Origin of the sequence: Corallococcus praedator, assembly GCF_003612125.1 — a bacterium.
Classification (GTDB): Bacteria; Myxococcota; Myxococcia; order Myxococcales; family Myxococcaceae; genus Corallococcus; species Corallococcus praedator.
Map to the genome: position 1 here is coordinate 1 of NZ_RAWI01000293.1, position 11,903 is coordinate 11,903.

Below are 11,903 nucleotides of genomic sequence, written 5' to 3' on the forward strand. Positions count from 1 at the left end.
ACCCCACCCTCCAGGATGACGGCCCACGCGTCCTTGCGCTCCTGGAAGAAGGTGAACTCCCACTGCAGGTGCAGGTGCGGGATGACGGCGCCGTTGCTCAGCTGCGTGCCCAGGAAGACGCCCCGGGGCAGCCACGCCGGCGTGGGGGACCGGTGGTACAGCTCGTCCGGCTTGCGCGACTGCGCGTGCGCGGTGGAAACCAGGGCAAGCGAAATAACCAGCAATACACGGACGTTGCGGAGCATGGGGTCTCTTTCCCCCATGGCAGCGCGCACTTGTCAACGAAGTGTTCCGTTCGCTATGACACGTCGCGCCCTCCGGACGGGTGATGCGTCGGCCCCTGCCGACGTTCGTCGCGGGAGAGGCCATTGGGAGCACGACACCGCATGCCTGTCGTCACGGTCCGGGCCGGAAGCAAAGCAGGTCCGGCGCAGCTCGACGCCCTGGTTCGCAAGGTCACCCAGAAGACGTCGGGTCTGCTGGAGGAGAATGACCGCGTGCTGGTGGTCTACAGCGAGGGGCACGCCAGCCTCTACTACGAGGGTGCGCCCCCCTCGCGCGTCGTCACGCCGCGCCCCGTCTGAGGGCCCGGCGCGTCACCCGCTTCACTCGTCGGAGCCCAACCTGCGGGCCCGCCGGAAGAGCTCCGGTGGGTCGCGGTCCACGGCGGCGATGAGGCTCGGTCCCAGCAGCTCGTAGGTCTCCGTCTCGATGGGCCCCCGGCCCGGCGCTTCCAGGCCGTCGAAGTTGCCCACGCGGTAGCGCGCGGCGAAGACGAAGTGGAAGTCCGGTGGCGCGAAGAGGTGCTCCGGGTCCCCCGCCGGGTGGATGTCCATGGCCCAGCGCGCTTCGAAGGACGGGGGATGGATGCCCCGCTCCACCTGCTCCATGTGCTCGCGCGTGTAGAGGCCGGTCCACTCCTGGAGCGTCGCGCCCACCTCGAAGGGGACGTGCGGGTGGAAGCGGTAGCAGGGGTGCTGCGGCTCCAACGCGTAGAGCCAGCCCCCCGGCGGCGTGAGTTCGCGGAAGACGGCGAGCATCTTCTCCGACAGTTCGCGGTAGAGCAGCAGCCGCGCGTCGTGCTCCAGGCGGAAGAAGGCATCCTCGACGACGAAGCGCACGCTGCCCAGCTCCGGTGAGGGCCAGGGATGGTCCAATGCGTGACGTTCCGCATCGCCCGAAAGCGGCATCCAGGCTTCACGTTCAGGATTGAGTTTGAACACGGCGCCCCCCCGGCGTCACGAAGTCCCGGATATCGCGCGCATCCCGGGTCTCCTGCAAGCACCCCACAGGGCGGACCGGGGCGTGTGCATGGCATCCGACGCCCACCGGGACGCGGGGAGGAGACAGACGACAGCGGAGCGGCGAAAGGTGTCGCGCGGTGGACGCCCATTGGGAAGGGAGGTGCGGCGGGTCCAGGTGGACCGCGCGCCTGTCATTGCGCGCATTCCTCCGACAAGGCAGACACACCCCGGAGCCTCCTCACACTCGGAGCCGTGCGATGACGTGGTGGATGTATGCCTTGCTGTCCGCGGTGTTCGCGGCCCTGACCGCGGTGCTGGCGAAGGTGGGCGTGGAAGGCGTTCCGTCCACGTTGGCCACCGCGCTGCGGACCGTGGTGGTGCTCGTCTTCGCCTGGAGCATCGCGCTGGCGCGGGGCGAGCACCACGCACTGCCCTCGCTCAGTCGCAAGACGCTGCTGTTCCTCGCGCTGTCCGGCATCGCGACCGGCCTGTCGTGGCTGGCCTACTTCCGGGCGCTGCAACTGGGCCCGGCGTCCCGCGTGGCGCCCATCGACAAGCTGAGCCTGGCCCTCACCGTGACGTTCGCGGTGCTCATCCTCAAGGAGCCCATGTCCTGGCGCCTGGGCCTGGGCGTGGCGCTCATCGTCGCGGGCACGCTGCTGACCCTCAAATGAGACACGCGCTCAGGGCACCGGGACCTGAGTGCCCTCGAACGCATAGGCGAAGGTTCCCAGCCGGGTGCCCCGGGCATCCGCGAAGTCCGGGGACGAGCCCTGCCAGACATCGCCCGAATAGGAGAGCTTCAGACGTCCGCTCTCGATGCGGCCCGAGCCGAGCCGGAACTCCAACCACACGTTCTCCCCCAGCTCCTCCGGCGCGTAGCACACGAGGGCCTGATCAGGGCGCACGTCCCGCAGCTCCTCGTACGCGACGAGCTGGCCATTCGCGTCAGGCTCACGGAGGTCCGCGACGTACCTGGCGGACACGGTGCACCGGGTGGCGTTCTGGATGAGGACCGCCTGCCCTTCTTCGTAGACGTTGAAGGCGACGCGCATCAGCCCTTCCATGTGCCGCGGCCCGGAGGGGAGCTGGAAGACCATCGCGTAGCTCCCTTCGTACCGGCGACCCATGAAGTCCGGGCCACACGCGGTCAGCGCCACCGCCACCAGCAAGAGGCGCGTCATCCACGGCAGGGGGCGTCGGACTTCGGGTGGTGCGTGCGGCATGGCGTCCTTCCTGGGGACGGATTGCGTCTGGGTTCAAGAAGGGTCTTCCCAGAATCAGCCGTCAAAAGAAAGCAGGGACGGTGAAGTCCAGACGCTGACCGGTGTGGGGATGCGTGAAGACAAGCGCCTCTGAATGGAGCATCAACCGCGTGTCCTCGCGGCCGAAGCGTGCGTCTCCGACGATGGGCGTCCCCAATCCCAGATGGTGCGCGGCATGGATGCGCGTCTGGAACGGATGCCGGGTCACCGGAACCCACGCCACCCGCGTCCTGCCCTCGCCTCGCTCCAGGACCTTCCACGCGCTCACCGCCCGCTTGCCGTGAACCCGGTCGACGCAGTCCTCCAACGGAGCGTGGGATGTTCCGCGCAGGGGCAGCTCGATGAGGCCGGACTCCCCCATCACGGCCCCTTCGACCCACGAAACCTGACGGTGCTCCGCCTCGCGGCGCGCGAACTGGCGCAGGAGCGCGGCCCGGGTCACTTCGTCCCGCGCCATCACCAGGAGGCCGGAGACCTCTCGCTCCAGGTCCTGGAGGACGTCCGCGCCGCTCAGGGTCGGGAAGCGCGGCTGGAGCCGGACGAGCACCGAGTCGCGCGCGGGTGCATGGCGCTCGGGCACGGTGGGCAGGCCCACGGGCTTGTCGACCACGAGGAGCCACGGGTCCTCATGCAGGATGCGAGGGTCTTCGATGATGGCGGCCATCCGGGGCGCGGGCTCCACCGCCATTCCTTGCAACATGTACGGCAGGACGACGCCGCATTTGCTGTCACACGCGGGGTAGTAGGCGCCGGACTCGCGACGGCCGTCGAGCGGCGGCGCGCCCCACCAGAACTCCGCCAGGGCCAGGGGCTTCAGGTGGTGGCGAAAGGCATGCGCCAGCAGCTTGGGCGCCGCGCAGTCCCCGGCCCCGCCTGGGGGTGGCCGGGGCGCGAAGAGGACCGCCACTGTCTGGCTTTCACCCCGGGCATTCGGAATCACATAACTGAGCGCCATCTGCCGCCAGAGCGCCCGGGAGCGTTCGGCGCGCTGGTGTTCCAATTCGGCCAGCGCCGCGAGCCGCCCTTCCGTGGGCTCCATCTGCGCGTCCCGGAGCAACGTCGCATGCCGCTGTCCCAGCGCGGCCAGCTCCGCCTCTCCCGCAGGCCAGAAGGCTTCGCGCGCGACCGGGTCGAACAGCGGCGGAACGAAGCCCTCCACATTCCAGGCGCCCCCCAGCATTCCGGAGAACGCGCTCAGGAAGCCCACGCGTCCGCCCGGCTCCGCGACGACCAGCACCCCGAACATCTTCCCGCCGCCGGGCTGCTCCAATGCCTCCCACCGCTCGCGTCGCAGCCGCTGCTGGAGCGCCTCCGCCGCCTTGCGCGCCAGGGGGCCCGGCGGCCCTGGGGCGAAGGGGCTCGCCAGTCGCGGGGGCACGTCTCCGGCAGAGGGAGGCCCGTCGAAGAAGGTCATGAAGGAGGAGGTCCGCACCACGCGCACCGGAGTATCAGCCTTCCGCGCGTGGTGCGGAGGGAAGCTCCAGCACCACCCGGGCGCCCTGGCCCCATGCCGGGTCCACGTAGGCCTGGCCGCCATGACGCCGCGCGACCTCCCGGACGATGGCCAGCCCCAGCCCCGCGCCGGGCCGGCCCTCCGCGCCCGCCACCCGATGGAACGGGGCGAACACCGCCTCGCGCTCCGAAACCGGAATGCCCGGGCCCGCATCCGTGACCGCCACCCGGTAGCGCTCCCCCTCCAATGACAGCCGCACGTGGATCTCTCCACCCTCGGGCGAGAACTTGAGGGCATTGCTCAGCAGGTTGTCCACCGCCTGCCGCAAACTTCCCGCGTCGAACCAGGCCTCCGCCAACGCCGGGGCCTCCAGGTGGACGAGCATCCCGCGCCGTTCGGCTTCCGCGCGGGCACCCTCCACCGCCTGGGACACCACCTCCCGCAGGTCGCCCTTCTTCCGGTCCCACGAGCCCCGCCCCGCCGAGGCCATGTCCAGCAGCGTGTCCGCCAGCACCGCCAGCCGGTCCACCTCCGCGCGCGCATCCCGGAGCGAGGCGCGCAGCTCGTCGGGACTCCGCTCGCGCCGCAGCGCCAGGTCCATGCTGGTGCGCATGAGGGCCAGCGGCGTGCGCAGCTCGTGCGCCGCGTCCGCGACCAGCCGCTCCTGGGCCTCGCGCGCACCGCGCACCCGCGCCGTGGCCTCCGCGAGCGCCGCGCTGAGCTGGCCGATTTCATCCTTCCCCGCGTCCACCTCCATGGGGGACGCGAGGTCGCCTTCGCGAAGCTTCCCCAGGTTCAGGGTGATGGCCTCCAGACGCCGCGCCATCCGTCGCGCCAGGGTCGTCTGCACGCCCAGCAGCACCACCCCCATCACCGCCGCCATCGAGAACGCCAGACGGAAATACGAGTCCACCGAGCGGTCCACCTGCCCCAGCGACGCCAGCAGCCGCAGCCCGTACCGCTCCCCATGCGGCGAGCGCACGTTCACCATCACCTCGCGCCAGCGGTTGCCGTCGGCGGACACCTCCGTGACGAGGACCGGCTCTCCGTCGCGGCTGTCGGGCACCCGGGGCGGCTCCTCGGGAGCGCCTTCGGGCACCGGTGGATAGCGCATCACCAGTTGCCCGTCGGCTTGATACAGATAGCCCTGCGGCGCGAAGGGCCGCACCTGCTCCACCAGCGGCGAGACGGCCATGTGCAGGTGCACCTTCTGCCCGGGCCCGTCGAAGAGGCTCACGCTCTCCACCGCCGCCTGGGCCAGCAGCGCGCGATCCAACGCGCGCTCCAGGTCCACGCGGAAGAGCTGTCCCGCCACGACCAGGGCACCCAGCGTGGCCAGCGCGGGCACCAGCGCCCCGTGCAACCACAGACGCCTCGTCAGCTTCACTCCGCGCGCCCTCCCGGCGAGGCCACCATCAGCTTGTAGCCCACGCCGCGCACGGAGCGCAGGGTCACGTTCGTGGCCTCCAGCCGCTCCAGCTTCGTGCGCAGGTAGCCCACGTACACGTCCAGCACGTTGGCGCTGCCGTGGAAGTCCGGCCCCCACGTCTGTTCCATCAACCGCGCGCGCGTCCGCGCCTCCCCGGGGTGGCGGGCCAGCGCGCTGAAGAGCGCGAACTCCCGCGCGGTGAGCGACTCCTCCCGCGAACCGATGCGCAGCACCCGTCGCCCCGGATCCAGCACCAGCTCACCCAGCCGCACCACGCCGTCCTTCGCCTCGCCCCGGCGCCGCAGGACCTCCAGGCGGGCCAGCAATTCCTCGAAGTCGAAGGGCTTCACCAAGTAGTCGTCCGCGCCCGAGCGCAGCCCCAGCACCTTGTCCGCCGTGGTGCCCCGCGCCGTCAGCATCAGCACCGGGGTGCGCACGCCCGCGTCCCGCCAGCCCCGGAGCAACGTCATGCCTTCCATGTCCGGCAGCGACCAGTCGAGGACGATGACCTCGTAGTCCTCGGGAGCCCCCACCGCCAGGGCCTCGCTGCCGCGCGCGCAGACGTCCAGCGTGTGGCCCTCCTCCTCCAGTCCGCGCCGGAGCAGCGCCACCATCTTCGCTTCGTCCTCGACGAGCAGGAGCCTCATCCGCCGCACCGCCTCCTCGAACCGTGCCATGGGGATCCGCGGCGCGTGGAGTGTTTCACGGCGCACCGCGCCATGGCCAGCGCATCGCCCCTCGTGCGACGGCCCGGACAGGCCGTCGCGTCGCACGTTCGTCGAAGACGGCGGGGACGAAGGCGTGCAACGTGCGAACTCCCTTCATTCGCAAGGAGCAGCCCGGATGGCGTCTTCCCCTTCCACGCGTGTCCACGCCGAAGCCGTCGACTACACCGACGGTGAGACCGTCTGCGAGGGCTACGTCGCCCATGAGGCGTCGCATGAAGCCAGACGGCCCTGCGTCCTGATTGCCCATGCCTGGGACGGGCAGAACATGTTCATGCGCGCCATGGCGGAGCGGTACGCGGAAGAAGGCTACGTCGGGTTCGCGCTCGACGTGTATGGCAAGGGCGTCCGTGGCGAGGTGACGGGGGACAACTCGCACCTCATGGGGCCCTTCATCGAGGACCGGGCCCTCTTGCGCCGCCGCATGCTCGCGGGCCTGGAGGCCGCGAGGCGCCACCCCCGGGTGGATCCCCAGCGCATCGCGGTGCTCGGCTATTGCTTCGGAGGACTCTGCGCGCTCGACCTGGCACGCAGCGCGCCGGAGGGCCTGAAGGGCGCGGTGAGCATCCATGGGGTGCTCCAGGCTCCGGGGCTCGGGCCCCAGCCGCCCATCACCGCGAGCGTCCTGCTGCTGCACGGCTGGGAGGATCCGGTCGCGCGGCCCGACGCCGTGCTGGCCATCGCCCGCGAGCTGACCCAAGCGGGCGCGGACTGGCAGCTCCAGGCCTACGGCCATGCGATGCACGCCTTCACCTTCGAGGGCGCGAACAACCCGCAGGCGGGCATCCTCTACCACCCCGTCGCGGCCCGGCGCGCGGAGGCCGCGCTGCGGGACTTCCTGGCGCAGGTCCTGGGCAACGTCACCCCGCGCACGTGACGTCGCCACCACGGTCCGCGCACGGAGGCGGAAGTCGTGGGCCTGAGGCAAGCTGGGCACCCGGGGCCGAGCCCAGGCTCCAGGATGACGGGTCCCCTGCCCGGCGTTCAGCCCCAGGAAACGGGAGGTCCTTCGTGACGGTCGACGTGGTGCAGACGCTTTCGAGGGTGTTGCCGGCGGAGTCGCTCGTCACCGACCCGGACGTGCTCGAGGCGCACCGGAACGACCAGGCGGAGTGGGCGCCGTCGGGGATGCCCTCCGTGCTCGTGCGGCCCGCCTCCACCTCCCAGGTCCAGACCGTGCTCAACGTGGCGCGGACGCTCCGGGTGCCGGTGGTGGCCCGGGGCGCGGGCTCCGGGCTGTCGGGCGGCGCGAACGCCAGCGCGGGCTGCATCGTCCTCTCCCTCCTGCGGATGAACCGGGTGCTGGAAGTGGACCGGCGCGGCATGCTGGCCGTCGTCCAGCCCGGCGCGCTCAATGCCGCGGTGAAGGCCGCCGCCGCGGAACAGGGGCTCTGGTACGCGCCGGATCCCGCGAGCTGGGAGTTCTCCACCATTGGCGGCAACCTCGCGACCAACGCGGGTGGCCTGTGCTGCGTGAAGTACGGCGTGACGGGGGACGCGGTGCTGGGGCTGGAGGTGGTGCTCGCGGATAGCTCCGTCGTGCGCACCGGCGGACGCACGGTGAAGAACGTGGCGGGGTACGATCTCACGCGGCTCTTCGTCGGCTCGGAAGGCACGCTGGGCATCATCACGGAAGCCACGCTGCGCCTGCGTCCCCGGCCGCCGAAGGCGACCACGCTGCTGGCCACCTTCCCCACGCTCGTGGGGGCGGGCACGGCCGTCTCCGACATCATGGGGACGACCCGACCGTCCCTGCTGGAGTTGATGGACCGCACCACCGTGCGCGCCGTCGAGTCCTGGAAGCCCATGGGCCTGGACGTCACGGCCGCGGCCCTGCTGCTGGCGCGCTCCGACGCGGGAGGCGCGCAGGGTGAGGAGGAGATCGGCCTGATGGCGGCGGCCTGCGAGCGGGCCGGGGCCACCTTCGTGATGAACACCACCGACGAGGCCGAGGGCGAGCTGCTCATGGGCGCCCGGCGGTTCGCCTTTCCGGCGCTGGAGCAGCAGGGCGCGACGCTGCTGGACGACGTGGGCGTGCCCATCTCCCGCATCCCGGAGCTGCTCGCGGCGGTGGAGCGCATCGCGGATCAGCGCGGGGTCCTCATCGGGACCTTCGGCCACGCGGGCGACGGGAACATGCACCCCACCGTCGTCTTCGACCGGAACGACCTGGACGCGATGACGCGTGCGAAGCAGGCGTTCGACGACATCCTGCACGCGGCCCTGGACCTGGGGGGCACCATCACCGGTGAGCACGGCGTGGGTTCACTCAAGCGCGGGTTCCTGCCCGCCCAACTGGGTTCGGAAACCCTTCACCTGCACCGCACCCTCAAGGGAGCGCTCGACCCCCTGGGCATCCTCAACCCGGGCAAGCTGCTCTGAGCGGTGAATCCCGCTGTGATTCCAGTGGGTTGAGAGCGGGCAGCGGAAAAATAGAGGGCGTGTCGATCTCCCGGACGCAGGTTCGTCGTGTGGATGAAGGCGACGTTCCACCCTCTTCCGAAGGAGACGCACCATGGCCACCAAGATCTTCGTCAACCTGCCCGTCCAGTCGCTCGACCGCGCGGTCGGTTTCTTCACGAAGCTGGGCTACACGTTCAACCCCCAGTTCACCGACGCCAACGCCACCTGCATGATCATCTCCGAGGACATCTACGCGATGTTGCTCGTGAAGGACTTCTTCAAGACCTTCACCACGAAGGAGGTCGCGGACGCGACGAAGGTGACCGAGGCCATCATCGCCCTCACCGCGGAGAGCCGGGCCGCCGTCGATGCGCTGATGGAGAAGGCCCTGGCGGCGGGCGCCAAGGAGCTGAAGAGCATGGACCAGGGCTTCATGTACCAGCGCAGCTACCAGGACCTGGACGGCCACCAGTGGGAGCTCTTCTGGATGGATCCCGCCGCCATCAAGTAGGCCCTGCCGTTGAGTCAGAGCGAGCGCTTCATGCCTTCATGGCTCGCCTCGAAGCCCAGCCGCGCATAGAAGCGATGGGCCTCGAGGCGGCGCTTGTCGGTGGTGAGCTGCATCAGGCCACAGCCGCGAGCCCGGGCGCGCTCCACCGCGTCCTGCATCAACCGCTCCCCGATGCGCTGTCCCCGCAGGTCCGAGCGCACGCGCACCGCCTCCACCAGCGCCCGCCGCATCCCGCCCCGGCTCAGGCCCGGAATGTACGTGAGCTGGAGGGTGGCGATGACTTCACCCTCACGCACGCCGACGATGAGCTCGTTGTTCGGGTCGGCGGTGATGTCGTCGAAGGCCGCGCGCACCGCGGGCACGGGCTCTTCGAAGTAGCCCGTGCGCGAGCGGGCGATGGCGTCATCCGCGAGCAGCGCGAGGATGACGGGCAGGTCTGCATCCGTGGCGAGGCGGAAGGTGATGGGGACCATGGTCCCCGAGCCTGCCCTAGCGCGTCTTGTCCTGGTAGAGCTTCACCAGCGCGTTGATGCGCCGGCCGCTGGGGTCCTCCTGTCGAGGGTCGGCGATGACGAGCACCCACTTGCCGGAGACCACCGCGGAGCCCACGGCGTCACCGACGAGCGACCACCCGGCGGCCTGGGCCTGGTCGGCCTTCGCCGCGCTGTCGAAGGAGCACAGCGTGGCTTCCAGGCCGCTCACCTTGCCGGCCTTGCATTTGCCGCCCGGCAACTTCTCCCCGACGTCGGTGAAGCCGGAAGGGGCCTCGCCCTCCGCCTTCCACGCATCGAGGATGTCGTCGGCATCGCGGGAGCAGCCCGCGAGCACCAGGGCCATCAGCGGAAGGAGCGTGCGCCGCATGGTCAGTCCCGCCCCTTGGACTTCTTGTGCTTGTCGTGTTTGCCGTGGTGCTTGCCGTGGTCGTGGTGGTCGTCGTGATGCTCGTGCACGACGCGCTCCTCCCGGATGATGACCACCTCCCGCGCGGGCGGGGGCGGGCGCGGGTACGGCTCGCCGACGCGAACCTCGACCCGGGGCACGGGGAGGTTCAATCCCACCTGGATGATGGGGCCGTGGTACTGCGGCGGCGGGGCCACCGTCACCACCGGACGCGGGCTCTCCCAGCCCCGGTAGACCGTGTTGACGCGTCCCCGCCTCGGGCTGTCGCGCCTGTATTCGTCGGGGTAGTCGCCCGCGTAGTAGTGGACGTCCTCGCGGTCCACGAACTCCTGGCGCGGCGGTGGCGCATAGGCGTGGTAGTGCGGCCCGTCGTGGTAGCAGTACTCCACCACGTCCACGTCGACCTGGATGTACACGTTGAGCACCACCGGGTGGTGCCCGTAGTAGGCGTGCCGGGGACCCTCGTAGCCGAAGGGCGTGGGGTCTCCGATGAAGACGTGGACGTCGTCACGCGTGCGGTAGAGCGTCTCGCCGTACAGCGGCGCGGCGGTGTGCACGTGCATCGTCTCGATGTGGCACAGGCCGTCCGCGGGCTTGCCGGTGCGCGGATGCATGCCCGCGTGCTTCCACGGCTTCGCCTCCGCGACACTTCCGGTGACGAGCAGCAGGACGGCGCCAAGGCCGGCCAGGGGCAGTCGTGACATGGGGGAAATCCTTCCTGAAAAGCAGGCTTCCCCCCTCTGACCCGGGCCAGCTCGCTCCGGCCACATTTCGGAGGACGATTTCTGGCGCCGTCGGCGCGGCGGCCGCGAACCCGCCCCGGGACGCCACCTTCAGGCCCCACATTCCAGCCGCCTTGTTATCGTGCGCGCGCCATGAACGAGCCCACCTCCGCCTCGGACCCACGCATCGGCTCGGTGTTGCAGGGGCGCTACCGCATCATCGAGCGACTCGCGGCGGGGGGCATGGGCATTGTCTACCGGGGCGAGCGGCTGGAGGTGGGCAAGTCCGTCGCCATCAAGTTCCTCCACGCCTGGGCGGCGCGGGAGGAGGACTTCCGCAAGCGCTTCCAGGTGGAGGCGCGCGCGATGAGCCGCCTCACCCATCCGTGCTGCGTGTCGGTGATGGACTTCGGCGTGGATCAGGAGTCGCCGTACATGGTGATGGACTTCGTCACCGGAGACACGCTGCGGGGGCTGCTGCGCGAGGGCCCGCTGCCGTTGCCCCGGGCTCTGGGCGCCCTGCGGCAGGTGCTCGCTGGCCTGGCCCACGCACATGAGCAGGGCATCATCCACCGGGACATCAAGCCCGAGAACATCATCGTCACGCACGCGGTCGGGCTCGGGGAGCAGGTGCGCATCCTCGACTTCGGGCTCGCGAAGCTGCGCGACGAGGTGACGGGCATCACCTCCGGGATGATGCTCGGGACGCCGGCCTACATGGCTCCGGAGCAGATCCATGGCGAGCCGGTGGGTCCTCCCACGGACCTCTACGCAGCGGGCGTGCTGCTCTTCGAGTTGCTCACGGGCAAGAAGCCCTTCTCCGCGACGGGCAACGCGGAGCTCTTGCGCATGCACCGCGAGGTGACGCCGCCGCTGCTGCGCGCCGTGGCCCCCGAAGCCGGCTTCCGCGCGGAACTCGAAGCGGCGCTCGCGAAGGCGATGGCGAAGTCACCGGCGGAGCGCTTCCAATCCGCCACGGAGTTCCTGGCCGCGCTCGACGGGGCCGGGCCGGGGCCGGCGATGACCTACGAGGCGCCTTCGGCCGGCGACACACCGACGCTGCCCCTCCCGGCTGCCCACACGCCGGCACGTCCCAGCCAGGAAGCGCTCGCGACCCGGAACGGCCGGGCACGCCCCCGCGTGACGCCGACGGACCTTCCGGCCGAAGCCCCTGCTCCCTCCGTCCATGTCCCATCCCCCGTCTCCCGGGGTCGCTCGCGAAGGACGCTGATGGGGGGCGCGGCGGTGCTC

The 11,903-nt window shown here is 70.6% G+C and carries 14 protein-coding genes and 1 pseudogene; 6 read left to right on the top strand and 9 right to left on the bottom strand.

Features of this window, described 5'->3' with window-relative positions; genetic code table 11:
• Positions 1-245 (bottom strand): annotated as a pseudogene (locus D7Y13_RS29415) (hypothetical protein); the annotation flags it as partial.
• A 141-nt stretch (positions 246-386) separates the two neighbouring features.
• Here D7Y13_RS29415 and D7Y13_RS29420 point away from each other — a divergent pair.
• The gene (locus D7Y13_RS29420; protein ID WP_120535592.1) at positions 387-584 is read left to right on the top strand and encodes a hypothetical protein; all 198 of its coding nucleotides are present in this window, start codon (positions 387-389) and stop codon (positions 582-584) included.
• 21 nt (positions 585-605) lie between these two features.
• Here D7Y13_RS29420 and D7Y13_RS29425 read toward each other — a convergent pair whose 3' ends face one another.
• Positions 606-1,157, bottom strand: a complete 552-nt coding sequence (locus D7Y13_RS29425) for a DUF2716 domain-containing protein (protein ID WP_158620477.1) — start codon at positions 1,155-1,157, stop codon at positions 606-608.
• A gap of 344 nt (positions 1,158-1,501) precedes the next feature.
• Between D7Y13_RS29425 and D7Y13_RS29430 the strand changes: the two genes are divergently transcribed.
• The gene (locus tag D7Y13_RS29430) at positions 1,502-1,918 is read left to right on the top strand and encodes an EamA family transporter (protein WP_120585521.1); all 417 of its coding nucleotides are present in this window, start codon (positions 1,502-1,504) and stop codon (positions 1,916-1,918) included.
• A 9-nt stretch (positions 1,919-1,927) separates the two neighbouring features.
• Here D7Y13_RS29430 and D7Y13_RS29435 read toward each other — a convergent pair whose 3' ends face one another.
• The 4 genes from D7Y13_RS29435 to D7Y13_RS29450 form a co-directional block, all read right to left on the bottom strand.
• Positions 1,928-2,470 carry a hypothetical protein gene (locus D7Y13_RS29435; RefSeq protein ID WP_147444488.1) on the bottom strand — a complete coding sequence of 181 codons (543 nt, stop codon included), beginning with the start codon at positions 2,468-2,470 and terminating at the stop codon, positions 1,928-1,930.
• A 61-nt stretch (positions 2,471-2,531) separates the two neighbouring features.
• Positions 2,532-3,923, bottom strand: a complete 1,392-nt coding sequence (locus tag D7Y13_RS29440; RefSeq protein ID WP_120585522.1) for an RluA family pseudouridine synthase — start codon at positions 3,921-3,923, stop codon at positions 2,532-2,534.
• A 34-nt stretch (positions 3,924-3,957) separates the two neighbouring features.
• The gene (locus tag D7Y13_RS29445) at positions 3,958-5,349 is read right to left on the bottom strand and encodes a HAMP domain-containing sensor histidine kinase (RefSeq protein WP_120585519.1); all 1,392 of its coding nucleotides are present in this window, start codon (positions 5,347-5,349) and stop codon (positions 3,958-3,960) included.
• Positions 5,346-6,038 (bottom strand): response regulator transcription factor, encoded by a 693-nt coding sequence (locus D7Y13_RS29450; protein WP_120535599.1) that lies wholly within the window; start codon positions 6,036-6,038, stop codon positions 5,346-5,348. The genes D7Y13_RS29445 and D7Y13_RS29450 overlap by 4 nt, the downstream gene beginning before the upstream one ends.
• 196 nt (positions 6,039-6,234) lie before the next feature.
• On the opposite strand from D7Y13_RS29450, the gene D7Y13_RS29455 reads away from it, so the two are divergent.
• From D7Y13_RS29455 to D7Y13_RS29465, 3 genes are all read left to right on the top strand, one after another.
• A complete protein-coding gene (locus D7Y13_RS29455; RefSeq protein WP_120535588.1) occupies positions 6,235-6,993 on the top strand; it encodes a dienelactone hydrolase family protein in 759 nt (252 codons plus the stop codon).
• Positions 6,994-7,127: 134 nt separating this feature from the next.
• The gene (locus D7Y13_RS29460; protein WP_120535587.1) at positions 7,128-8,498 is read left to right on the top strand and encodes an FAD-binding oxidoreductase; all 1,371 of its coding nucleotides are present in this window, start codon (positions 7,128-7,130) and stop codon (positions 8,496-8,498) included.
• Between the two features lie 133 nt (positions 8,499-8,631).
• Positions 8,632-9,030 (top strand): VOC family protein, encoded by a 399-nt coding sequence (locus tag D7Y13_RS29465; RefSeq protein ID WP_120585518.1) that lies wholly within the window; start codon positions 8,632-8,634, stop codon positions 9,028-9,030.
• 14 nt (positions 9,031-9,044) lie between these two features.
• Here D7Y13_RS29465 and D7Y13_RS29470 read toward each other — a convergent pair whose 3' ends face one another.
• The 3 genes from D7Y13_RS29470 to D7Y13_RS48800 are packed head-to-tail and all read right to left on the bottom strand — an operon-like array spanning position 9,045 to position 10,634.
• A complete protein-coding gene (locus D7Y13_RS29470; protein WP_120585517.1) occupies positions 9,045-9,503 on the bottom strand; it encodes a GNAT family N-acetyltransferase in 459 nt (152 codons plus the stop codon).
• Positions 9,504-9,519: 16 nt separating this feature from the next.
• Entirely contained in the window at positions 9,520-9,891 is a 372-nt protein-coding gene (locus D7Y13_RS29475; protein ID WP_120585516.1) for a hypothetical protein, read from the bottom strand.
• 2 nt (positions 9,892-9,893) lie between these two features.
• Complete coding sequence (locus D7Y13_RS48800) at positions 9,894-10,634, bottom strand: hypothetical protein (protein WP_120535583.1); 741 nt, start codon at positions 10,632-10,634, stop codon at positions 9,894-9,896.
• 171 nt (positions 10,635-10,805) lie between these two features.
• Here D7Y13_RS48800 and D7Y13_RS29485 point away from each other — a divergent pair.
• The coding region (locus tag D7Y13_RS29485; RefSeq protein ID WP_147452516.1) for a serine/threonine-protein kinase at positions 10,806-11,903 on the top strand (1,098 nt) is incomplete at its 3' end.

What these genes read in the sequence shown, in the direction of transcription:
- D7Y13_RS29430 (WP_120585521.1), top strand. Translation starts at nt 1,502, where the DNA reads ATGACGTGGTGGATGTATGCCTTGCTGTCCGCGGTGTTCGCGGCCCTG.
- D7Y13_RS29475 (WP_120585516.1), bottom strand. Translation starts at nt 9,891, where the DNA reads ATGCGGCGCACGCTCCTTCCGCTGATGGCCCTGGTGCTCGCGGGCTGC.
- D7Y13_RS29440 (WP_120585522.1), bottom strand. Translation starts at nt 3,923, where the DNA reads ATGACCTTCTTCGACGGGCCTCCCTCTGCCGGAGACGTGCCCCCGCGA.
- D7Y13_RS29470 (WP_120585517.1), bottom strand. Translation starts at nt 9,503, where the DNA reads ATGGTCCCCATCACCTTCCGCCTCGCCACGGATGCAGACCTGCCCGTC.
- D7Y13_RS29465 (WP_120585518.1), top strand. Translation starts at nt 8,632, where the DNA reads ATGGCCACCAAGATCTTCGTCAACCTGCCCGTCCAGTCGCTCGACCGC.
- D7Y13_RS29450 (WP_120535599.1), bottom strand. Translation starts at nt 6,038, where the DNA reads ATGAGGCTCCTGCTCGTCGAGGACGAAGCGAAGATGGTGGCGCTGCTC.
- D7Y13_RS48800 (WP_120535583.1), bottom strand. Translation starts at nt 10,634, where the DNA reads ATGTCACGACTGCCCCTGGCCGGCCTTGGCGCCGTCCTGCTGCTCGTC.
- D7Y13_RS29435 (WP_147444488.1), bottom strand. Translation starts at nt 2,470, where the DNA reads ATGCCGCACGCACCACCCGAAGTCCGACGCCCCCTGCCGTGGATGACG.
- D7Y13_RS29455 (WP_120535588.1), top strand. Translation starts at nt 6,235, where the DNA reads ATGGCGTCTTCCCCTTCCACGCGTGTCCACGCCGAAGCCGTCGACTAC.
- D7Y13_RS29420 (WP_120535592.1), top strand. Translation starts at nt 387, where the DNA reads ATGCCTGTCGTCACGGTCCGGGCCGGAAGCAAAGCAGGTCCGGCGCAG.